The 22,811-nt window shown below is 51.9% G+C and carries 23 protein-coding genes and 1 other annotated feature; of the genes, 17 read left to right on the top strand and 6 right to left on the bottom strand.

The window, feature by feature from the left end:
* Nucleotides 1-151: 151 nt before the first annotated feature.
* Complete coding sequence (locus K2F33_RS00600; protein WP_263880727.1) at nt 152-733, bottom strand: tRNA 5-(aminomethyl)-2-thiouridylate-methyltransferase MnmM; 582 nt, start codon at nt 731-733, stop codon at nt 152-154.
* A 1-nt stretch (nt 734) separates the two neighbouring features.
* Nucleotides 735-1,688: a tRNA modification radical SAM protein MnmL/YtqA gene (locus tag K2F33_RS00595; RefSeq protein ID WP_263880726.1), complete on the bottom strand. Its 954-nt coding sequence runs from the start codon at nt 1,686-1,688 to the stop codon at nt 735-737.
* 381 nt (nt 1,689-2,069) lie between these two features.
* On the opposite strand from K2F33_RS00595, the gene K2F33_RS00590 reads away from it, so the two are divergent.
* Both K2F33_RS00590 and trmB read left to right on the top strand, forming a co-directional pair.
* Nucleotides 2,070-2,267 (top strand): hypothetical protein, encoded by a 198-nt coding sequence (locus tag K2F33_RS00590; protein WP_076173251.1) that lies wholly within the window; start codon nt 2,070-2,072, stop codon nt 2,265-2,267.
* 198 nt (nt 2,268-2,465) lie between these two features.
* Nucleotides 2,466-3,227 (top strand): tRNA (guanosine(46)-N7)-methyltransferase TrmB, encoded by a 762-nt coding sequence (trmB, locus tag K2F33_RS00585; RefSeq protein ID WP_263880725.1) that lies wholly within the window; start codon nt 2,466-2,468, stop codon nt 3,225-3,227.
* 22 nt (nt 3,228-3,249) lie between these two features.
* On the opposite strand, the gene K2F33_RS00580 is transcribed toward trmB, so the two are convergent.
* Nucleotides 3,250-4,383 carry an MGDG synthase family glycosyltransferase gene (locus tag K2F33_RS00580; protein WP_076173249.1) on the bottom strand — a complete coding sequence of 378 codons (1,134 nt, stop codon included), beginning with the start codon at nt 4,381-4,383 and terminating at the stop codon, nt 3,250-3,252.
* 51 nt (nt 4,384-4,434) lie between these two features.
* On the bottom strand, nt 4,435-4,962 hold the full coding sequence (locus K2F33_RS00575) for a phosphatase PAP2 family protein (protein WP_076173248.1): 528 nt from the start codon (nt 4,960-4,962) through the stop codon (nt 4,435-4,437).
* An 806-nt stretch (nt 4,963-5,768) separates the two neighbouring features.
* Between K2F33_RS00575 and K2F33_RS00570 the strand changes: the two genes are divergently transcribed.
* From K2F33_RS00570 to K2F33_RS00530, 9 genes are all read left to right on the top strand, one after another.
* On the top strand, nt 5,769-7,007 hold the full coding sequence (locus K2F33_RS00570) for a glycosyltransferase family 2 protein (RefSeq protein WP_076173247.1): 1,239 nt from the start codon (nt 5,769-5,771) through the stop codon (nt 7,005-7,007).
* Nucleotides 7,008-7,076: 69 nt separating this feature from the next.
* Nucleotides 7,077-7,222 (top strand) — a sequence feature (ribosomal protein L20 leader region).
* Between the two features lie 55 nt (nt 7,223-7,277).
* A complete protein-coding gene (gene infC / locus K2F33_RS00565; RefSeq protein WP_076173246.1) occupies nt 7,278-7,775 on the top strand; it encodes a translation initiation factor IF-3 in 498 nt (165 codons plus the stop codon).
* An 18-nt stretch (nt 7,776-7,793) separates the two neighbouring features.
* Nucleotides 7,794-7,994, top strand: a complete 201-nt coding sequence (gene rpmI / locus K2F33_RS00560; RefSeq protein ID WP_076173245.1) for a 50S ribosomal protein L35 — start codon at nt 7,794-7,796, stop codon at nt 7,992-7,994.
* Between the two features lie 30 nt (nt 7,995-8,024).
* Nucleotides 8,025-8,384 carry a 50S ribosomal protein L20 gene (rplT, locus tag K2F33_RS00555; RefSeq protein ID WP_076173244.1) on the top strand — a complete coding sequence of 120 codons (360 nt, stop codon included), beginning with the start codon at nt 8,025-8,027 and terminating at the stop codon, nt 8,382-8,384.
* A gap of 573 nt (nt 8,385-8,957) precedes the next feature.
* Nucleotides 8,958-9,995: a BMP family ABC transporter substrate-binding protein gene (locus K2F33_RS00550; protein WP_076173243.1), complete on the top strand. Its 1,038-nt coding sequence runs from the start codon at nt 8,958-8,960 to the stop codon at nt 9,993-9,995.
* A gap of 127 nt (nt 9,996-10,122) precedes the next feature.
* The gene (locus K2F33_RS00545) at nt 10,123-11,658 is read left to right on the top strand and encodes an ABC transporter ATP-binding protein (protein WP_076173242.1); all 1,536 of its coding nucleotides are present in this window, start codon (nt 10,123-10,125) and stop codon (nt 11,656-11,658) included.
* Entirely contained in the window at nt 11,658-12,737 is a 1,080-nt protein-coding gene (locus K2F33_RS00540) for an ABC transporter permease (protein ID WP_076173241.1), read from the top strand. The genes K2F33_RS00545 and K2F33_RS00540 overlap by 1 nt, the downstream gene beginning before the upstream one ends.
* A gap of 1 nt (nt 12,738) precedes the next feature.
* Complete coding sequence (locus K2F33_RS00535) at nt 12,739-13,701, top strand: ABC transporter permease (RefSeq protein WP_076173240.1); 963 nt, start codon at nt 12,739-12,741, stop codon at nt 13,699-13,701.
* Nucleotides 13,702-13,945: 244 nt separating this feature from the next.
* Entirely contained in the window at nt 13,946-14,269 is a 324-nt protein-coding gene (locus K2F33_RS00530) for a hypothetical protein (protein WP_076173239.1), read from the top strand.
* A 54-nt stretch (nt 14,270-14,323) separates the two neighbouring features.
* Here the strand turns inward: K2F33_RS00530 and K2F33_RS00525 are convergent, their stop codons facing one another.
* A complete protein-coding gene (locus tag K2F33_RS00525) occupies nt 14,324-14,770 on the bottom strand; it encodes a GNAT family N-acetyltransferase (protein WP_076173238.1) in 447 nt (148 codons plus the stop codon).
* 587 nt (nt 14,771-15,357) lie between these two features.
* On the opposite strand from K2F33_RS00525, the gene ilvB reads away from it, so the two are divergent.
* The 3 genes from ilvB to ilvC all read left to right on the top strand — a co-directional run bounded on the left by ilvB (nt 15,358) and on the right by ilvC (nt 18,734).
* Nucleotides 15,358-17,100, top strand: coding sequence for a biosynthetic-type acetolactate synthase large subunit (gene ilvB, locus K2F33_RS00520; protein ID WP_263880724.1), 1,743 nt, complete (start codon nt 15,358-15,360; stop codon nt 17,098-17,100).
* 2 nt (nt 17,101-17,102) lie between these two features.
* Entirely contained in the window at nt 17,103-17,588 is a 486-nt protein-coding gene (gene ilvN, locus K2F33_RS00515) for an acetolactate synthase small subunit (RefSeq protein WP_076173236.1), read from the top strand.
* 153 nt (nt 17,589-17,741) lie between these two features.
* Nucleotides 17,742-18,734 (top strand): ketol-acid reductoisomerase, encoded by a 993-nt coding sequence (gene ilvC, locus K2F33_RS00510; protein WP_076173235.1) that lies wholly within the window; start codon nt 17,742-17,744, stop codon nt 18,732-18,734.
* Between the two features lie 100 nt (nt 18,735-18,834).
* Here the strand turns inward: ilvC and K2F33_RS00505 are convergent, their stop codons facing one another.
* Nucleotides 18,835-19,815 (bottom strand): aldo/keto reductase, encoded by a 981-nt coding sequence (locus tag K2F33_RS00505; protein ID WP_263880723.1) that lies wholly within the window; start codon nt 19,813-19,815, stop codon nt 18,835-18,837.
* A 252-nt stretch (nt 19,816-20,067) separates the two neighbouring features.
* Between K2F33_RS00505 and leuB the strand changes: the two genes are divergently transcribed.
* The 3 genes from leuB to K2F33_RS00490 all read left to right on the top strand — a co-directional run bounded on the left by leuB (nt 20,068) and on the right by K2F33_RS00490 (nt 22,716).
* Nucleotides 20,068-21,147, top strand: a complete 1,080-nt coding sequence (leuB, locus tag K2F33_RS00500; RefSeq protein WP_076173233.1) for a 3-isopropylmalate dehydrogenase — start codon at nt 20,068-20,070, stop codon at nt 21,145-21,147.
* 294 nt (nt 21,148-21,441) lie between these two features.
* Entirely contained in the window at nt 21,442-21,990 is a 549-nt protein-coding gene (locus K2F33_RS00495) for a peroxiredoxin (protein ID WP_076173232.1), read from the top strand.
* Nucleotides 21,991-22,308: 318 nt separating this feature from the next.
* A complete protein-coding gene (locus K2F33_RS00490; protein WP_076173231.1) occupies nt 22,309-22,716 on the top strand; it encodes a hypothetical protein in 408 nt (135 codons plus the stop codon).
* The last annotated feature ends 95 nt before the right edge of the window (nt 22,717-22,811 follow it).

Raw genomic sequence — 22,811 nt, 5'->3', positions numbered from 1 at the left:
CTTGGGCAAGGCCGATCCCCTTGGACCGGAATCTATCCGGATGAAGAGGGCGGCAGGGGCCCTGGGCACAACGGTTTCAAAGTGTTTCAGCATGCCGCACCGCCTGGTGGGGCGGAAGTTCGCGGCACGAGCCGCATAAGCGGCCAGCGCGCTATTTTTTCTCCAGCGCAATGACATAAGGGGCATCCGCGCGCTGCAGCTGCCTGTATATGACGGCTTGGGCCGATGACTGGGGCAGGGCGGTGGCCCAAGCGGTTACCGCCTGGGCCTCCAGATCGCCGCCGGCATGACCCGGATACAGCACAGCCGTCATAATGCCCCGCCGTCTCAGCAGGGATAGGCCGGCTTCCAGCGCTTCAATCGTGCTGTCCGGCGTGGTGATGACGGCTTTGTCCGCCTCCTCGGCAGGCAGGTAGCCGAGGTTGAACATCACCGCCCCGACCCGGCCGTGCACGCCCTCCGGCAGCGCCTCCCGCATCGCGGCATGGCTCTGCAGGTACAGCGTCACCGGAGCGATCTGCTCCGGTGCTTCCTGCGCCAGCCGTTGCCGGGTCAGGGTCAGCGCCTGCTCCTGCACGTCAAAGCCGTAGACGTGCCCCTTGGGACCGGCCGTCTTGGCCAGAAAGAGCGTATCGGCCCCTGTACCGATCGTGGCATCCACGGCAATATCCCCGGGACTCAGACGCTCGGCGATTTGTTTGTGGGCAAAGCTAAGAACGGAAAGAAACCCCATGCTATACTTTCCTCCAATACTTACCCTGCCAGCTGTCCCGTGCCTCGAGCTCGGCGTCGATGCCGTTCAGCACTTCCCATTTCTCCTGAGACCACATTGGGCCGATCAGCAGCTTCCGCGGGGCGTCACCCGTCAGGCGATGAACGATCATTTCGGGCGGTAGAAATTCAAGCGTGTCCGCGACCAGCTTAATATATTCATCTTGTTCCAGGAAGCGGAGCAGATCCGCTTCGTACTGCCTGACCATCGGCGTACCCTTCATCAGGTGAAGCAGATGGATTTTGATGCCTTGAACGTCCATGTTCGCCACGGCGCGCCCGGTCTCCAGAATCATTTCGTGGGTTTCCTGCGGCAGGCCGAAAATGATATGCGCGCATACCCGGATGCCATGCCTCCGCAGCTTCTCCACGGCGTCGATGAAGCACTGGGTGTCATGCGCACGGTTGATCAGATCGGATGTCTCCTGGTGAATGGTCTGCAGCCCCATTTCGACCCACAGATAGGTCCGCTCGTTCAGCTCGGCCAAATACTCGATCACATCGTCCGGCAGGCAGTCCGGCCGCGTGGCGATGGACAAGCCGACAACGCCCGGCTGTTCCAAAATGACTTCATAGTACTCGCGAAGCACATCGACGGGGGCGTACGTGTTGGTATAGGCCTGGAAATAACCGATATATCGGGCGTGCGGCCACTTCTCATGCTGTTTGTCCCGGATGCTGTTAAACTGGGTGATCAGGTCGTCGCGCCGGCTGCCGGCAAAGTCGCCCGAGCCCCGGGCGCTGCAGAAGGTGCAGCCGCCCCTTGCGATTGAACCGTCGCGGTTGGGGCAGGTGAATCCGGCATCCAGCATGACCTTGAACACTTTATCGTTAAACTGTTCCCGCATCTCGTAATTCCAAGTATGGAATCTTTTATCGCCCCACAGCAGGGGAGAAGAAAGGGTTGGGCTGTTCATGGATGGTACTCCTTTATTGTGCATTGCGGCTTACGCTTGCTCTATTGTAACAAAAATCAGGCCTAAAGGGTATGAGGAGGCCTGTGGGAAACGCTGAGATTTACGGGCTTTTCTCCCCTTGGATTTTGAGCCGTTATTTCAAATAGAGGTTCTCCATGAATCGGGGCGAAATACCCGGATATTTCAGGTTCATAGACTGCAAAAAATATGTTTCAAAAACAGCGCCGCTATGCCGCTAATCAGGCGAATATTCCATTGATAAAACTTACATGAAGTGTTATATTTTAATTAGCGTCAGCACCCCGGTTTCGGGGTAAATATTTTATAGAATTCATAAAAGCGTGACGTCATGGCCAACATATTAACCGTGAGGTGATAATGATGAATTCTTCAACTGCTGAGACACAAGGTAAAGGCAAGATTTCTGTAGAGCTGACTCCTGATGAGGCGCTTGCCCTGACAGGCGTAGAATTTAACGGCAATCCGGAAGTGAAAGCGGCTGCCCGCCGCAAAATTCGCAACGCTTTCGAAAAGACATTTGATTTTCAGCATCAAGATGCGGTAGACTATCAACAATGAAACCGTTGGACCCCAATTCCAAATAGATAATGGAAAAGAATTCCGAATTCCTCGTGTTCGCATGAGAGAGACCGGGATTCTTTTTCTTTTGGGGCGAGTCAAGCTTTCCCTCTTTACATTTCGGCTTAAGTTCGGCACAATATTGCAGTAGCCGCAAGTGCCGCGGCAGGACGGAAGTATAACTAGCGGAGGTATGAGATGCGTTTACGCGGAAGAAAAGGAATCCGGGAAAGTCTGGAAGAACAGCAGGGCTTCGTCGTTCTGGACCCCCGGTCGTATAAAGGAAAATGGTCATCGCTCTTTGGCAACGACCGTCCGATCTACGTGGAGTTTGGCATGGGCAAAGGACAGTTTATCAGCCAGATGAGCTATCGCAACCCGGACATTAATTTTATAGGCATCGATATGTATGATGAACTGATACGCCGGGCCAGCGAGAAAGCTAAGATCGCCTGGGCCGAGCGGGAGGTCGAATATCCGCCGAATCTGCGGCTGGCGCTGGCCAATGTCGAATATGCGGAGGAAGTGTTTGCGCCGGGAGAACTTGAGCGGATTTTCCTGAATTTCAGCGATCCTTGGCCGAAGGCGAGACATGCCCGCCGCCGTTTGACACATCCCCGTTTCCTCGACAAATACTGCGGTCTGCTCAACGATAACGGCGAAATTCATCTGAAGACCGACTCGCAGACGCTGTTTGAATTTTCGCTGAATTCCTTTGCGGATTACGGTCTGCAGATGACGAATATCTCGCTGAATCTGCACCGCGAAGGACCGAACGAAGAGCATGTCATGACCGAGTATGAGACTAAATTTGTAGGTCAGGGCATCAACATTCACCGCTGTGAGGTGATTGTGGGCAAGGAAGCGCTGAGCCGGTATCAGAAACAACGGCTGGACAAATACGGACTGCGGCCGGACAAGCCGGGGCAGCCGGAAGAGGCCTCCAGCGAGCAACCATAAATACAAAATAAGGTGCCTTCCCTCAGGAAGGCACCTTATTTGATTCCAGCATGTCGATAATGCTCTGGGCGCTTTGCATCGGCCGGTAGCGGTCAATGCTCTTCAGCTGCTCTTCGCGGCGCTGCTGGATCGAATCGTATTCGTGAATCAATTTGTTCATCCACTTCGTGATGACCTCCAGAGAGGAGATCGGCTCTCCAAGGCCCTGGGCGGTGAAGTACTGGCAGTTCTCTTCTTCCTGTCCGGGAAGCGGATGATGGAAGAGCATCGGGATGCCCTTGGCCAAACCTTCCGTACAGGTCATGCCGCCAGGCTTCGTCACGAGCAGATCGGAAACTTCCATCAGCTTATCGACCTCGGGGGTAAACCCGATCAGCCGGATGTTGGGATGGTTGTAGCTCGGATCCTGTTCGAGCTTGCGGAGGACCTTCTCGTTGTTGCCGAGGCAGAACACGATTTGAATCTCGTCCCTCCAGCGGGTCAGGTAATTGTTGATGACTTCGTCATTCATAATGCCCCATCCGCCGCCCATGACCATCACCGTGGGCATGTTCTTCAGCCCGAACTTCTCCCGGATCTCTTCCTTGACCGGATGCTCCCAGAAGTTCGGATGCACCGGAATACCGGTGACCTCGATTTTGGATGCGGCGACGCCCTGCTCCAGCATCTTCGATTTCACTTCCTGGGTAGAGACCAGGTAGCGGTCCACTTCCGGGCTGATCCAGGTGCCGTGGGCATCGTAATCCGTGATAACCGTGCACAGCGGAATGTTCGAACCGAGCCGTTTCAAGCGGGAAATGACCGCGCTTGGAATCGGATGCGTGCAGACGACGATGTCGGGCCGCAGCTGATTGACGATATTTTTGGTATGTGTATAAAAAATGCGGTGAAGCGCTAATGTCGTAAACCGGTTCAGTGACTTTTTATACTGGTGCCTGTACATCATTCCAACCAGCCTCGGCTGCGAAAGAACGGTCTTCTTGTAGGCGGTAATAATGAGCGGTGCGACCTTGGGATTCAGGAAGCTTCCGAGCTCAAGCACTTTGGTTTGCACACTCGGCGACAGCTTGCGCAGACTGCTTGAGAGTGCGTAAGCAGCTCGAGTATGTCCCGCACCGAAGCCTTCAGATAATAACAATACTCTTTTTTTCATCACTCTCAATTCACCTGTTCCTGCATGTTTTTCCTTATACCCACCATATCGACTTTAGGGCCACAATGCAACTGTTGCTGTAGCTACGGAAGTACCAATTACTGCTCCCGCGAGCACATCGGATGGGTAATGAAGTCCCAAATACATCCGGGAAAATCCGACCACGAGGCTTAAAGCCAAAAAAAGCGCGGTCCACTCAGGATGCCCGATCATCATAGGAACTGCCAAGGAAAATGCTGCCGTCGTATGCCCGGATGGAAACGAATGGTCCACCAGCGGCTTGCGAAAGGTGCGGGTTCCCGGCAGGGCGAGATGCGGCCTGACCCGGGGATACATTTTCTTGGCTGCCGCCACCGGAATGTGGCTGACGGCCAGAGCGACGGCGGCCTGGGCGCCTTGGGTGCTCCATGACGGCGGGGCCAGGCCCCAGCACAGGAGGCAGGCACAGATCGTAAACGTAGCCCCTCCGAGATGCGTCAAATAATACAGCCAAAAATTGAAAAAACGATTATGAAGACGTCCGTTGATCCATTGGAAAAGACGCCGGTCCCATAATTGAAGTTTCTTGAACAAACGTCTCATTCCATCCCTCCGTGTACAGCCAATCTTCTATGAAATAATGGCAGATCATGGACAACTCATGCGATGTTTTTCTAAATTTTATCATATTTCCGAAGGGAGCAGAAACTATAACTTCGTAAGTCCCCTTCTTATAATATATAACCCAATTCAAGGTCGTTATTTGACACCACCCGTGAACTTTGTCGGGAATCGGCCGATCTTGTCCAAAGCCATTTTTCGCGGAAAAATGGGGCCCGGCAAGCAATTGGCCAATTTTGACTTCCCCTGGAGGAACCTTTACAATGATTCAAACGGGTGCAATCCGTTTATTAAGAATTGATGTTTAAAGTATAACTTTTCTTGGCTTCATCTCGTTTATTTATAAAGTATGCCGATAATCATGGAAACTGATGACTAAAAAAAGGGGGGACCTGAGAAATAAAAACCCGGAAAAGAGATGAAAATAAGAACTAACAGTCATGAATAGGAGCCCGTAAGGGGCTGAACTGTCAGGAAACCGCCTCATTACCGTTTTTTTAGACGAATACGAGGTTTTACGGTTTTGACAAATGACTGAAAAGTGTGGAAAATCGATAGGGTCATCCGAAGCGTTAACAAAACGTAAAAGAATGTAAAAGGTCAAAAGGGTCATAAAGAATTAGAAAAGGGTAACGGCTTTACCGTAATCTATATAGAATGAACTAAAGAAATGAACGTTACAGGGCCGTATTGGACCGTTATAACAGGAAGTTCAACAAACTTTAGTTCAATCTATCTACAGAGAGAAACATGATTATGAGGGGTAAAAAAGGGGGGTTCTGAGAGTCATGTTAGACGCCATTTTTATCGCGCTCCAGGTTTTGCTGGCCGCGATCGGTGTGTACCAGTTTGTATTTTCCATTTTGGGATTGTACAGGAAAAAGAGGAAGCAGCATTTTGAACCGACCAAGTCCTTCGCTGTGCTCGTTGCAGCGCACAATGAAGAGCAGGTCGTCGGGGCTCTGATGGAGAACTTGAAGCAGTTGAATTATCCGAAGGAGCTGTACGACGTGTTTGTCATCTGTGACAACTGCACAGACGGTACGGCACGCATCGTGCGCGAGCATGGCATGAACGCCTGCGTACGCACCAACAACAACCTTCGCGGGAAAGGCTACGCCATCGAGTGGATGCTGAAGGAATTGTGGGCCATGCCCCGCCAGTATGATGCGGTCGTCATGTTTGACGCCGACAACCTGGCAGATACGAATTTCTTGAGAGAAATGAACGACGATTTGTGCTCCGGCGCACGCGTCATTCAAGGATACATCGACACCAAGAATCCCGAGGATTCCTGGATTACGGCTGCTTACGGGATTTCATATTGGTACATCAACCGTCTGTGGCAGCTGTCGCGCCATAACATGAACATGGCCAACTTCCTCGGCGGTACGGGGATGTGTTTTGAAACCAACCTGCTGAAGGAAATGGGTTGGGGGGCCACCAGCTTGGTTGAAGACTTGGAGTTTACGATGCGCAGCGTGAAGCGCGGCGTCTATCCAAAATTCAACTACGACGCCAAGGTGTTCGACGAGAAGCCGCTGACGTTCAAGGCTTCCGCAAGACAGCGCCTGCGCTGGATGCAGGGACACTTTACGGTGGCGCGCCGCTATTTCTTCCCGCTGATCTGGCAAAGTATCAAGGAACGCAGCATCGTCAAGCTGGACTTGGCGCTGTACGGGGCGAACGTATACATCGTTCTCTTGACATTCCTGATGACGGCCACGATCTGGGTGGACAATACGTTCTTCGACGGTCCGAACATCGCCAACCTCTACGGCTATCTGCCGTTGTGGCTGAGCTTTGTGGCGATCGGTGCCAACGTCTTTACGTTCCTGGCTGCGATGATTTTGGAGAAGGTCACCTTCAAGAAGGTATATTTGTACCTGGTGCTCTTCCCGATCTATCTGATCTCCTGGTATCCAATCACGTTCTATGCGTTCTTCACGCAGAACAACAAGCAGTGGAGCCATACCCAGCATACCCGCGTGGTAAGACTGGAAGAGGTTCAGAGCAAGCAGGGGTAAACGCCTGGAAGCGGGTTGACATTGTCCGGGCCCTGTGTTAAATTATTTGAGTGCTTTAAATACGAAATGGATTCAAAGCAGAAGCTCCAGCTTCTCACCTGACCGACGAAGGTTGGCGGGTTACTGATCCAATGATTTGTGAATGCGATATTTCATGAAGAGTTGATCATAGGGATGCTGGGTGATGATACCCGCATCCCTTTTTATTTTGCTTCTGCACACAGAAATACCTATTAGATCTGGAGGTGGACGGTTATCAGTAAGGAACATATGATCAATGAGGAGATCCGGGCGAAGGAAGTTCGCTTGGTAGGCGCTGAAGGCGAACAGATTGGCATCAAGCCCCTTCGTGAGGCTCTGCAGATGGCAGCGGATTTGAATCTGGATTTGGTGAACGTGGCGCCGCAGGCGAAGCCGCCGGTGTGCCGCATCATGGATTACGGCAAGTTCCGCTATGAGCAGCAGAAGAAAGAGAAGGAAGCCCGGAAGAATCAGAAAATCGTTGATATTAAAGAAGTATGGTTCCGAGCAAACATTGATGAGCACGACTACCAGACTAAGCTCCGCAATGTCGTCAAGTTCCTGAAGGAAGGCGACAAGGTCAAATGCTCCGTTCGTTTCCGCGGACGCGAAATCGCGCATGCGAGCATCGGCCAGAAGATTCTGGAGCGTGTAAGGGAAGAAGTTGCCGAGCACTCCAGCGTTGAGCGTCAGCCGAAGCTGGAAGGACGCAGCATGATTATGATTTTGGCTCCAAAAGCCCAATGATCCTGAGGAGGAAGTACAATGCCTAAAATGAAAACACACAGCAGCCTTAAAGGCCGCTTCAAAGTTACCGGTTCCGGTAAAGTGACTCGCTACAAAGCTTACAGAAACCATTTGCTTTCCCACAAGTCCAAGCGCGCTAAACGCGTATTGGCAGGCAACCCAGAAATGGCGCCGGGGGACGTAAGACGCTTGAAACAAGGCTTGGCGAACTTGAAATAGTTAATCACACATTTTTGGGAGGTTTATATTATGGCAAGAGTAAAAGGCGGATTCGTCGTTCGTCGTAGACATAAAAAAGTATTGAAGCTTGCAAAAGGTTATTTCGGTTCCAAACACCGCATTTTTAAAACAGCTAACGAGCAGGTTATGAAATCCCTCGTGTACGCATACCGTGACCGTCGTCAGACGAAACGGAACTTCCGCAAATTGTGGATCGTGCGTATCAACGCTGCAGCCCGCATGAACGGACTGTCTTACAACAAACTGATGCATGGTCTGAAACTGGCTGGCGTGGACATCAACCGCAAAATGCTGGCTGACCTGGCCGTTAACGACATCAACGCGTTCAACTCGATCGCATCGGTTGCCAAAGAGAAAGTCAACGCGTAATATACTTGTAATGCATATTAAAACCGCCCTAACCGGCGGTTTTTTTAAGATATAAGAAAGAAAATACATCAGAGACTAAACTACCTTATATCGCAAGAAAGACCTCCGCAAAAAGTGGTCTGGCTTCATAGAACGTACACCGATAGACGTGTTTCTTTAGATATAAGAATCATATCCCCAACAAGAAAAAGCCCCGCTAGCTAACATAAATCAGAACCTAGAGTCGCAGGTACCGGGTGCCCCACTCATGAATGGGTATGAATGTTAATTTCACGCATCTTTTCATTCGAGAATCGACATCAGGTGAGCTTATAGACAGCTACTCTTCCATGGAAATAACAGGCTGTGTGATTTATGGCAAAATAAAGCGTTTTCCCTTGATTTTTCACTAAAAAAGTTTTATTTTCTGACGTAAATTTGCTGGATTTTGGCGTAGGTAAAATGTATAATCTGTTCTGTGGAATGTCCGACATTTGAACAAGCCTTCACAAGCAATTAATTGACCATAGATCAATTGCTGAAGGGCGAAGACAGGTGAAAGGATATAATTCATTCTAGGGGGACTATAAGTTAATGAAGAAAATGTTCAAATTGTCGCTGATTATGCTGCTTGCATTTTCAGTTGTACTGGCCGGCTGCGGTAAAAAGAACGAAGATACGAGCAGCTCGTCCGGCGGCAGCGAAGAAGGCGGCGCAGCAAAATCTAGCGTGAAGGTCGGTCTCGTGACTGACGTGGGCGGGGTTAACGACAAATCCTTTAACCAATCCGCTTGGGAAGCATTGGAAGCATTGAAGAAGGACAAAGGGATCGAAGCCCAGTATCTGCAAAGTAAGTCCAAAGAAGATTATGTTCCGAACCTGAACAAATATGTCAAAGGCAAATACGACCTCACTTGGGGGATCGGTTTTGACCTTGGCGTTGATATGAAAACGGTAGCCGATCAAAACCCGGATGCCAAAATGGCGATTATCGATGCTGAAGTCGATGCGCCTAACGTTCATTCCGTTACCTTTGCGGAGAACGAAGGGGCATTCCTCGTTGGTGTAGTAGCAGGCTCCATGACAAAAACGAACAAAATCGGTTTTGTCGGCGGTTCCGAAATTCCGGTTATCAAACGCTTTGAAGCCGGCTTTAAAGCTGGCGTTGCCGCAGCGAATCCGGATGCGAAAGTGATCATCAACTACACCGGCGCATTTGACAAGCCTGACCAAGGTAAAGCGGCTGCAGCCACGATGTACAACGACGGCGTGGACATTATTTTCCATGCTTCCGGTGCAACAGGTACTGGCGTGTTTAACGAAGCCATTGCCCGCAACAAAGCAGGCCAAAAAGTATGGGTTATCGGTGTAGACAAAGACCAATCCCTGGAATTTGGCGACGAAGTAACGCTGACATCTATGGTTAAAGGTGTAACGACAGCTGTAGACAAAGTAACAAGAGAAGTCATCGACGGCACGTTCAAAGGCGGTCATGAGACACTGGGCCTGAAAGAAAACGGCGTAGGTCTGGCCGATACTTCGAGCAAAAACGTTCCTGCAGATGTCCTGAAAAAAGTGGATGAGTTCAAGCAAAAAATCATCGACGGCGAGATCAAAGTTCCTGAAGAATAATTCCATAACGATAATTTGAACGGATATAATTCATGTGTACCAAACGGCAAGGCTGGTTATTATGACTAGCCTTGTCTTACGTTATGGCCCAAACAGAGGCCGCAAAATATGTGATAAGGGTGATCTCATGGATGCAGCGACCCCTGTCGTTGAGTTGAAGCAAATTACCAAACGCTTTCCCGGCATCGTTGCCAACGACTCGATCAGCTTGAAGCTGCACAAGGGCGAAATTCATGCACTGCTCGGTGAGAACGGTGCGGGGAAGTCGACCTTGATGAATATCGTGTTTGGCTTGTACCAGCCTGATGAGGGCAGTATCGAAGTGAACGGCAAACCCGTCATCATTGACAGTCCTAATAAAGCGATCGAGCTGGGCATCGGCATGGTGCATCAGCATTTTAAATTGGTTCAGCCGTTTACGGTAACCGAAAATATCGTTCTGGGGATGGAGCCCAAAATTGCCGGGGTCCATCTGAACTACAGAGCATCGGTTGCCAAGATCAAGGCCTTGTCCGACCAGTATGGTTTGAGGGTTAATCCGAATGCTAAGATTCACGACATATCCGTCGGGATGCAGCAGCGCGTCGAGATCTTGAAGACGCTTTACCGCGGTGCTGACATTCTTATTTTCGACGAGCCTACAGCCGTGCTTACACCGCAGGAGATCGGCGAACTTATGGGAATTATGAAGCGGCTGGTTGCCGAAGGTAAATCGATTATTTTAATTACGCACAAGCTCAAGGAAATTATGCAAATTTCCGACACGGTGACGATTATTCGACGGGGGAAAGTCATCGACACCTTGAAGACGTCCCTGACGAATCCGAACGAGCTTGCCGAGAAAATGGTGGGCCGCAGCGTCTCCTTTAAGGTGGACAAGCAGCCGTCCGTACCGAAGCAAACCGTGCTTAATGTGAAAAATCTGGTGTCCAAAAACAAAGAGGGAATCCCCGTTCTGAACGGGCTTGATCTCCAGGTGCGTGCAGGGGAAATTCTCGGCATCGCCGGCGTTGACGGGAACGGGCAGAGCGAGCTGATCGAAGCGCTGACAGGCCTGAGCAAGGTTGACAGCGGCCTGATCGAAATCAACGGCAAAGATATTACCAACAAACCACCGCGTTTCATTTCGGAAAGCGGAGTGTCGCATATTCCGGAGGACCGCCATAAACACGGGCTTGTCCTTGATTTTTCCATGAGTGAAAATATGGTGCTGGAAACGTATTATAAAGCCCCTTACAACAAAGGCGGCTTCCTGAACAAAAGCGCCATTGACGACCAGGCGAAACGCCTGATCGAGCAATTTGACGTCAGAACGCCGAGCATTGAGACGAAGGCTCGTGCTTTATCCGGCGGTAATCAGCAGAAGGCGATTATAGCCCGGGAAATAGATAAAGATCCGGATCTGCTCATCGCGGCGCAGCCGACGCGGGGACTTGACGTCGGTGCGATCGAGTTTGTGCAGAAGCAGCTTGTTGCGCAGCGGGACAAGGGGAAGGCCGTGCTGCTGATCTCCTTTGAGCTCGACGAGATCATTAACGTGTCCGACCGGATTGCGGTCATTTACGAAGGACAGATCGTCGGCGAAGTGCGGCCGGAGGACACGAATGACCAGGAGCTGGGTCTGATGATGGCGGGCAGCAAGGTTGCGGGAGGTAAGGCCTAATGAATAAATTATTTAAAATTTTTACCGTCAACAGCCTGTTGACGCCTCTCGTATCGATCGTGCTTGGACTCATCGTAGGGGCCATCATTATGCTGATCGGGGGGTACGATCCGATTCTGGCGTACAGTTCCCTGTTCAGCACCGTATTTGGAAACCTGTACGATTTCGGGGAAACAATCCGTGAAATTACACCCCTGATCATGACCGGTCTTGCCGTCGCCTTTGCATTTCGGGCAGGCCTGTTCAACATCGGGGCGGAAGGTCAGTACATCGTCGGCATGACGGCCGCGACAGCGGTCGGGATCAAGCTGACCGGACTGCCGATCGTTCTGCATGCCATCGTCGCGATCATCGCCGGCGGATTGGCCGGAGGGATCTGGGCGGGCATTACCGGCTATCTCAAAGCTAAGCGGGGCGTAAACGAAGTTATTATTTCGATCATGCTGAACTGGACCGGCCTGTATTTGAGTAACTATATCGTGAGAAACTTCCTGCTTCTCAAGGGCCAGCAGCGCTCTGAGGACATCCAGGATACAGCGTCGATTTCGATCGGCTGGTTGTCCGACATGTTCAGCGATGCGCGTATGCACTGGGGAACCGTCATTGCGATTCTAGCAGCTGTGTTTTTCTATGTGTTCATGTGGAAGAGCAAGCAGGGGTATGAGCTGCGGGCCGTAGGACATAACGGGGATGCCGCGAAATATGCGGGAATGAACGTAAAGAGCAACATCGTGAAAGCCATGTTCATCAGCGGTATTTTCGCCGGATTGGGCGGTGCCTTTCAGGTGCTTGGCGTATTCCATTATCAGGCGATCTTCACGGGGTCTCCGGGCGTCGGCTTTGATGGAATCGCGGTGGCGCTGATCGGCATGAACCATCCGTTCGGCATTCTGCTGTCCGCCGCCTTGTTCGGTACGCTGACTTACGGCTCCGCGGGTATGAGCTTTGGCGCGGACGTGCCGCCGGAAATCATCCGGATCGTTATCGGATCCATCATATTCTTTATTGCTGCACAAGGCATTGTGCGCTGGGTTCTGAAGCCCTTCTATCTGAAGCGCAAGAAAGAGAAGGTGTTGTAAAATGGATTGGATCACAACAATTGGCCAGCTGCTGAATACGACGCTCGTTTTTTCGACAGCGCTTATCTTTGCTGCCATGGGCGGCATCTTCTCTGAACGCTCCGGAGTAACAAACATCGGGATTGAGGGCTTGATGACCTTCGGTGCGTTTGCGGCCGGCGTCGCATCCTATTACGCGGAAGATGCAGGCATGGGGGCGGCTTCCCCTTATATCGGCATGCTCGCTGCGATCGTGATCGGGCTAGTCGCTTCGCTGATTCACGCCGTCGCCTCGATCACCTTTAAGGCGGATCAGGTGATCAGCGGCGTCGTGATCAACTTCCTGGCAACAGGAAGCACGCTGTATATGGTCAAGCTGATGTTTGAAGGTGCGGGAGAAACTCCACTGCTGATGGAGAGTCTCCAAAAGTGGAAGATTCCTCTCCTTTCCAAAATTCCGATTATCGGGGAAGGCATATTCAGCAATTACCCGACAACATATCTGGCTATTATTGTCGTTATCGTCGCTTCGTATATCCTGTACAAAACCTCCTTCGGCCTTCGTCTGCGCGCGGTCGGAGAGCATCCAAGCGCCGCCGATACGGTCGGCGTCAAAGTGCGCCGGATGCGGTATATCGGGGTCATGATCAGCGGTGCTTTGGCTGCGCTTGGCGGAGCCACGGTTACGCTCACGACGACGAGCACGTTTTCGCATAATACGATTTCAGGCCAAGGTTTTATCGCGATCGCTGCGATGATTTTCGGGAAATGGAATCCGCTCGGTGCGTTCGGGGCGGCTGTATTTTTCGGCTTCTCCCAGGCCATCGGCAACTACTTCCAGCTCTTCGATTGGGCGCATGACATTCCGCAGGAATTTATTTACATGCTTCCGTACGTACTCACCGTTATCGTTCTGGTGGCGGCCGTGGGACGCTCGTCTGCGCCGGCTGCGCTGGGGGAACCATACGATCCGGGTAAAAGATAATAATCGAACCGCAAAAAGGCTGCATTCCATTCAACTGGAGTGCAGCTTTTTTGATTAGCATCCAGCAAGGCAGGGCGGCATGACATTGAAACAGCAGCGGATTTTTCCGGACAGGTGTATATACTACCGATGCTGGCGCCCGTGATGCCTGCTTCACCCATCTTCCGTGGAACCGGGCTATGGAACAAGCGCCGTGCGGGGCATTCGAATAGATTGGTGTGAAGACCATTGGAGGAGGGATTACATGCAACAGTCTGTGACTCGTAAACACGCCCAGAAGTTTGTTGGTAAACATATTGTAGCTGCCAAAAAAGACGGAAGCCTGGTGACCGGAAAATTGCTGCGCATCTCGGGCAACCGCCTGATTCTGCAGCGGGATAAAGGGAAAAAGGTTCACACCAAAGCGATCATTCCGCTCGTCTTGTTTGACCTGCTGGCGATCGGAACGGCTCCATACGCCTACGGCCCTTACGGGGGATACGGCGGAGTACCTTACGGCGGCTACGGCCCTGGATACGGCCCCGTCGGATATCCGGGAGCTTATCCTTACGGCGGTGGATTCTGGTAATCTTTTAATTACCGGCTCACTTGTTAGAGGGAGTGCAGGAGGTTCTCGGCACGGCTAGGAAAGCCGCTTTTCCAATTCGTAGCACTGGTTTTTGGCGTGGTACTTGATATTGAAATATCCTAACTTTTGGTAGAATGTCATCCCATTCGCATTCCCAGAATCAACCATGACTTTCGACCGTTTGCACCCGCGTGACAACGCAAATCTTTCCGCATGGGCCATCAAGAGGTTTCCCCATCTTTTGCGTTGTGATTCGGGTGCGACGGCCAACATATCGATATAGAGCAGATCGCCGTGAAGCATAAAGTGGACAAATCCGACTGGATCCCCTTCGTAGTAGGGGGAAGCGATGAGCGTCACGCCGCGGTTCATGCGCCCGGGAAGATCCTTACGCACCTGCTCCAGCTGGCTTTTGGTCATATGGGACAGCGGGACAAGCTGGGTCTCGATTAAATGCATGATGACAGCATCGTCCTGCTTGGGTCTGCGGTATCTAATCATAGAGTCTGTCCTCCGTTCTGCTGCCCAATTCATCCATGAGCGACATACGTCATCATATGAAAATAGGGGTGGGCGGTGTGCCGAAAGTTCCCGGGAAAATGGAGGACAAAAGCGGACATGTATTTTTTTATCCGAATCTGGGTATTGACTATAGAATCGATGGGTCATATAATGTGTCTAAACATTTTATCGAGTATACAGTCATCGGCAATGAAGAGGACGAAGTTTAAAGGGCTCTTTTGAACAGAGAGTGAGAGGATCTGCTGCAACCTCCGCCAAAACCCCTTTTATACGAGCTCACCTCGGAGCTGTTCTCCTGAAAAGCGCTAAAGCCTATTAGGGAGAATCGTCAGGTCCACGTTACGGACTCAAGGTATGGAAACGGATGAGCCATCGATATGAGGCACCGTTCCTGATTTTCTATACCTGCTGAGGCTGTGCACTGTGAAGTGCGGAGCAAATATGGGTGGTACCACGGAAGAACAACCTTTCGTCCCTCACACAAGAACATTGTGTGATGAGGGATGGAAGGTTTTTTTGTTTACCATCACAAAAAAATGAACGTATTCTTGAGAGGAGGATGACTGATGAGCGCGCAAATTCCTGAAGTGCGGTCTACAGAACAATTACGTGAGAAATGGATGAAGCCGGAAGTCATTTCCGGCTCGGAAATACTGCTTCGCAGCCTTCTGCTGGAAGGTGTCGAGTGTGTTTTCGGGTATCCGGGCGGGGCAGTGCTTTACATTTACGATGCGATGTATGGATTTAAGGATTTCAAACATGTGCTGACTCGTCACGAGCAGGGAGCAATCCATGCGGCAGACGGTTACGCAAGGGCAAGCGGCAAAGTCGGCGTGTGTATAGCAACATCGGGACCGGGGGCGACCAACCTGGTCACAGGAATTGCCACCGCTTATATGGATTCCGTCCCTCTGGTTGTTATCACGGGTAACGTCGCAACGAGCCTGATCGGAACGGATGCTTTTCAGGAGGCCGACATTACCGGCATCACGATGCCGATTACGAAGCACAGCTATCTCGTCCGAGATGTTAAGGATCTGCCGAGAATCATTCACGAAGCATTCCACATCGCTTCGACCGGCCGCAAAGGTCCGGTGCTGATCGACATTCCGAAGGACGTATCAGCGGCACTTACGCTGTTCGAACCTGGAAACAGCATTAACCTTCGCGGATACAACCCGCGCCTGGTGCCGAACAAGCTTCAGCTCGACAAGCTGGTGGCAGCGATCGAAGAGAGCGAGCGGCCGATGATCATTGCCGGCGGCGGCGTGATTTACTCCGGCGGGCATGAAGCGCTGTACGAATTCGTGAAGCGGACCGAAATTCCGATCACGACCACGCTTCTCGGTCTGGGCGCATTCCCGAGCGGGCACGAGCTCTGGACGGGCATGCCGGGGATGCACGGAACTTACGCCTCCAACATGGCGATTCAGGAGTCGGATCTGCTGATCAACATCGGCGCACGGTTCGATGACCGGGTAACAGGCAAACTGAACGGATTTGCCCCAAAAGCGAAAATCGTGCACATCGACATCGATCCGGCGGAAATCGGCAAAAACGTGCCAACAGACATTCCAATCGTAGGCGACTGCAAGACGGTGCTGGAAATGCTGAACAACGATGTGAAGCGGGCCGGCAAAGCAGAGGCTTGGAGAACCCGGGTTCAGCAGTGGAAGCTGGAGCATCCGCTCCGCTACGCTGATTCGGATACAGAGCTCAAGCCGCAATGGGTTATCGAGCTGCTGAACGATACGACGAAGGGCGAAGCGATCGTCACGACTGACGTGGGGCAGCATCAAATGTGGGCTGCACAGTACTATAAGTTCAATCAGCCGCGCTCTTGGGTAACCTCAGGCGGCCTCGGAACGATGGGATTTGGACTTCCTTCCGCCATCGGTGCCCAAATGGCCAATCCGGAAAGGCTTGTCATTTCGGTGAATGGTGACGGCGGCATGCAGATGTGCTCTCAGGAGCTTGCCATCTGTGCCATCAATAACATACCGGTGAAGGTTGTCATCATCAACAACCAGGTGCTCGGTATGGTTCGTCAGTGGCAGGAACTGATTTACGATAACCGTTACAGCCATATCGACCTGGAAGGAAGCCCGGATTTCGTCAAACTGGCCGAGGCTTACGGAGTGAAGGGACTTCGGGCGACGAACAAGGAAGAGGCCAGAACGACCTGGAAAGAAGCGCTCGAAACACCGGGACCTGTCGTTGTGGAATTTGTGGTCAGCAAGGGTGAGAACGTGTATCCGATGGTAACTCAAGGCTCGACCATTGATCAAATGTTGATGGGGGATGCATAATTATGAGCATGAGACATACCATTGCCGTTCTAGTGAATGACCAGCCGGGCGTGCTGCAGCGGGTATCCGGACTGTTTGGACGCCGCGGGTTCAACATTGAGAGTATTACGGTCGGGCAGTCGGAAGAAGCGGGGCTCTCCCGCATGGTCATCGTCACGATCGGTGACGACATGACGCTGGAGCAAATCGAGAAGCAGTTGTACAAATTGATCGATGTCATCAAGGTGATCAACCTTAGCTCCAAGCCAATGGTAGCGCGGGAGCTGGCGCTGATCAAAGTCAGCGCGGAGCCGGCGGAACGTCCGGAAATCCTCGGCGTCGTGGAAACGTTCCGCGCTTCGGTCGTCGACATCGGAAGCGGCAGCATTATGGTTCAGGTTGTCGGGGATTCCTCGAAAATCGACGCCATGATCGAGCTCTTGAAGCCGTACGGAATCCGGGAGCTGTCTCGCACCGGAGTCACCGCCATGATTCGCGGAAATGCATAATCATACACAACAACATATTCATTAAATTCCCGCTAAAGAGCGGGGGTTTGAGAGGATCGTATCCCGAAAGCGGGACAAACCGGGTGCAGGGTCCTTTGAAACACCCGCTCTTTATGAAGGGTTCTTTTTAAAAACAAAGGAGGATTTATTCACATGCCAGTTACAACTTATTACGAGCAAGACGCAGAACTCAGCGCTTTAAAAGGAAAAACCGTTGCCGTTATCGGATACGGAAGCCAAGGCCACGCACAGGCGCAAAACCTGCGTGACAGCGGTGTCAAGGTCGTTATCGGTCTTCGCGAAGGCAAATCTTTCGATAAAGCTAAAAACGACGGTTTTGAAGTTCTGTCCGTTGCCGAAGCAACAAGCCAAGCGGACGTAGTACAAATCCTGATGCCGGACGAAACTCAAGCATCCGTGTACAAAAACGAAATCGAGCCTAACCTGAAAAAAGGCGCTGCGCTCATGTTCTCCCACGGCTTCAACGTTCATTTTGGACAAATCGTCGCTCCTAAAGATTCCGACGTGCTCCTGGTTGCTCCAAAATCCCCTGGTCACATGGTTCGCCGTACGTATGTCGAAGGCTTCGGGGTTCCTGGCCTGATCGCCATTGAGCAGGACGCTACTGGCAATGCGAAGCAAATCGGACTGGCCTATGCAAAAGGTATCGGCTGTACCCGCGCAGGGGTTATCGAGACTTCCTTCCGCGAAGAAACCGAAACCGATTTGTTCGGTGAGCAAGCCGTACTTTGCGGCGGCGTAACTGCGCTGATCAAAGCCGGATTCGAAACGCTGGTTGAAGCTGGATACGCTCCGGAAATGGCTTACTTCGAGTGCCTCCACGAAATGAAGTTGATCGTTGACCTGATCTATGAAGGAGGCATGGCTAACATGCGTGACTCCATCTCCAATACGGCTGAGTACGGTGACTATGTAACTGGACCTCGCATCGTAACGGAAGAAACGAAGAAAGCGATGAAGGAAGTGCTGTCCGACATCCAACAAGGTAAATTCGCCCGCGACTTTATCCTTGAGAACCAATCCAACCGTGCATTCCTGAATGCAACGCGCCGTAACGAAGCGAACCATCCGATCGAAGTTGTCGGCGGTCAGCTGCGCGAAATGATGCATTGGATCAAGAAATAACATACGGCACTCATCCATCAATAAAAAAGGCGGATCCCCGGATTTAGAGGGGATCCGCCTTTTGCATTTCGGGAGCAGCGATGTAAGCCGTTAGGCACGCTTACCAGGCATACGCCTCGGGAGCGGCGCCGCCCGGTCCCGGGAAGATTTCGTCCAGCCGCTTCAGCACGGCTTCATCCAGCTTGATTTCGAGCGCGCCGAGGGAGCTTTCGAACTGCTCCAGTGTGCGCGGCCCGATAATCGGCGCCGTCACCGCCGGATTGCTCAGCAGCCAGGCAAGCGCGACGTTATCCTGCGGCTCGCCGAGCTCATTGCACAGTTCGGCAAACGCCTCGAGCTTGGCGCGATGCTTCTCGATGCGCTCCGCGCTTCCGCCGCTGCGCGTGCCTTCCAGCTTCTTCAGCGCGTTGCGTCCGAGCAATCCGCCGTCGAGCGGGCTCCACGGGATCACGCCGAGGCCGAGGCTTTGCGCAGCCGGCAGCACTTCCAGCTCCGGAAGGCGGCAGTTCAGGCTGTATTTATGCTGCTCGGACACCAGGCCGAGGAAATGGCGGTTCTTCGCTTCGCTTTGGGCGATGGCCAGCTGCCAGGCAGCAAAGTTGCTGGAGCCGACGTAGCCGATTTTGCCCTGGTTCGCCGCGATTTCAAAAGCGCCCCACAGCTCGTCCCAAGTGACGTTTGGGTCGACATGGTGCATTTGGTACAGCTCGATATGGTCGGTCTGCAGGCGCCGGAGCGAGCCATCCAGGTGTCTGCGGATTTTGTACGCGGACAGGCCCCGCGCCCCGTTCGGACCGTCCGCCGGGTCGCTCATGTCGCCATGAACCTTGGTGGCGAGGACCACCTTTTCGCGGCGGCCGCCGCCCTGGGCGAACCAGCGGCCGATAATGGTTTCGGTCAAGCCGGAATTTTCGCCCCAGCCGTAAATGTTAGCGGTATCAAAAAATTGAACGCCGGCGTCAAGCGCCGCGTCCATGATGCGGAACGCTTCCTTCTCGTCCGTCGCCGGTCCGAAGTTCATCGTTCCCAGGCACAAGCGGCTCACTTTTAAACCGGATTTTCCCAAATACGTATACTGCATGAATCCGTTCAACTCCTTTGCGATTGAAGAGTATAAGTCCAAACAATATCATTGTACCCGGATTAATCAGGAAAAGAAATGTGCCTTGTTAAGGCAGGTATAGAATAATTTAATCCATTCGGTCAGCTTATAGGAAAATACTATTAAGGTCATAGATTCTATATCTTGGTCAATGCTCTCCTTCATGTGTTACAACAGTATATAGAGAATTAGGACAGTGAAAACGAGGTACCTGAAGGAGTGACTGATATTATGGCAGAGGTTAAAAAGATTGCAGTAATCGCAGGGGACGGCATCGGGCCGGAGGTTGTCGCAGAAGCGGAGAAAGTGCTCAAGCGCACGGAGGAGCTGTTCGGCTATTCGTTTGAAACGGAGCATGCGCTGTTCGGGGGAATCGCAATCGACGAGAAGGGAACCCCGCTTCCGGAAGAGACGCTGGCGGTATGTAAAAATGCAGACGCGGTGCTGCTTGGCGCGGTAGGCGGACCGAAATGGGACAACAATCCGAAGGAACTCCGTCCGGAGACTGGCCTGCTCGGTATCCGCAAGGCGCTCGGATTGTTCTCCAACCTGCGTCCGGCCGTGGTGTTCGACTGCTTGAAGGACGCCTCGACGCTGAAGCCTGAGGTGCTGGAAGGCACGGACCTGATGGTTGTACGGGAGCTGACCGGCGGCATTTACTTCGGTGACAAGCTGAGACGTCAAGGCGAGCATGGCGAAGAAGCGGTGGACACTTGCGTGTACAATGTGGCGGAAGTGGAACGGATCGTGCGCCAAGCCTTTGAAATCGCCCAGAAGCGCCGCAAGAAGCTCGCTTCCGTCGATAAGGCGAACGTGCTCGAAACTTCCCGCCTGTGGCGTGAAGTGGTGAATCGGGTCGCTCCGGATTATCCGGACGTGGAGCTGGAGCATGTGCTTGTCGACAACTGCGCCATGCAGCTGCTGCGCCGGCCAGCCAGCTTCGACGTCATCGTGACGGAGAACATGTTTGGCGATATTTTGAGCGACGAAGCCGCTATGCTGACCGGGTCGATCGGCATGCTGTCGTCCGCTTCGATGGGAGAAGGCGCGTTCGGCTTGTATGAGCCGGTTCACGGCTCCGCACCGGATATCGCGGGTCAGAACCTGGCGAATCCGATCGCCACGATTCTGTCACTGGCGCTGATGTTCCGCCTCACGTTTGGATACGGCGATGCGGCAGACGCGATTGAAGCAGCTGTGGCTGACGTGCTGAATGCCGGACATCGCACAGGCGACATCGCTGTGGATAAGAGCAAGGCGATCGGCACACGGGAGATGGGCGACCTGATCGTGGCTGCGATGAAGAAGTAATTTTCAACGTAATATTGAGGTCGTTTTAGCGCTATATAAATGAAGGGATTTTTTTGGAAAGGGTGCTGCCGGGTGATCGGCGGCCCCTTTTTTTCACATCCGTCTGCTGAAGATTCGTTGAAAAGTTCACGGTATTTTCTTATTTATAATTATTATAAATAAATAACCTATATAATCTTGACTTTGATTTCGTCGAATGATACCATTTGAAATGTAGATTCCACTTGGGATGCAATACGATACTTAATCTAGAACAGAGCAGTTGTTCTTTATATTAAAGGAGGAATTTTTGACATGGCAGAACGTTTAGTAGGTAAACCGGCTCCTGAATTTACGATGGAAACTGTAACAGGTGACGGCACGGATTTCAGTAAAGCAAGCCTGACTGACTATCGCGGTAAATGGCTCGTATTTTTCTTCTATCCACTCGATTTCACTTTCGTATGCCCTACGGAAATCACTGCGCTGAGCGATGCTTACGAGCAGTTCAAAGCGCTTGACGCTGAAATTCTGGGTGTGAGCACGGACTCCATCCACAGCCACAAGGCTTGGATCAACACACCGCGCGACTCGAACGGTCTTGGAAAAATCAACTTCCCGCTGGCTTCCGACATCACGAGATCCGTTGCAAAAGACTACGGCGTGTACATCGAAGAAGAAGGCGTTGCTCTTCGCGGTCTGTTCATCATCAACCCTGAAGGCGAGCTGAAATATCAAGTGGTTAACCACAACGATATCGGCCGCAGCGTTGAAGAAACCCTTCGCGTCCTCCAAGCGCTGCAATCCGGCGGATTGTGCGCAATGAACTGGAAACCAGGCGACAAAAATCTGGTAACCAACTAATTTTTAAATATTCGGACAAGCCCCCTTTGCCTTGCTTGATGCAGGCCAAGGGGGTTTTTCATCAACTGTGGTTTTGGGTTTAGCATGCCTCGGAGAAGTTGAAATATGGCTAGGAGCGGCATAACGTCTTGTTTTGGCATTAATATAGAATGAACTGATCTATTTAGCAGGATTTGAACAGGGCGATATAGAAAACCAAAGAGCAGGCATACATGATAAAACTTGGGTCCCGTCAGGGTTGAAAAAAAGGAATTGTCGAGCTTGGAATCGAATACATTATGAAGAAATACGGTGGAATCCAGAGGAGGGTGAACTGGAATGAGTTATTGCTGCGGAGCAAGTATGGTTGGAACGAAAGGTACACTTAAACATTATCGCACTCAAGTCCATAATGTTCCCCTGTTGTTCTGTCCCGTGTGCCACCGGGTTGAGGTTCATTACAAGGTTGAGAATGAATACGAAATTTTGGCCGAATATGCGCATGGTGACGGGGCGGCAGAAATTGACTTTCAGGATTATGTGATCGAGGACGAAGAGACCATTTTTGAAAATGTGGTCAACTGTGAGAAGGAAGACCCGAAAGACATCATTCAGAGCCAGATTGACATGGCCCTTGATTTGTTGACGGTCGCCAAGCAAATTCAAGACGAGAAATGGCAGAGCGAGCTGAAGAAAAGACTCGCGGTCATGAGCCAGCGCCGGCTGCGTCTTCAGCATAAATCATAAAATTTCATCGGATACCCGGGCCTGCCGTCGAATCGGCGGAAATCGTCCCGGCTGAGCGCCCGGTCATGACATAGCATCAGGTACAAAAATAAATT

The organism is Paenibacillus sp. PSB04 (assembly GCF_025809195.1).
Classification (GTDB): Bacteria; Bacillota; Bacilli; order Paenibacillales; family Paenibacillaceae; genus Paenibacillus_AQ; species Paenibacillus_AQ favisporus.
Note: the sequence above shows the minus strand (reverse complement) of the source record. Positions and strands in the feature narration are given on the sequence as shown.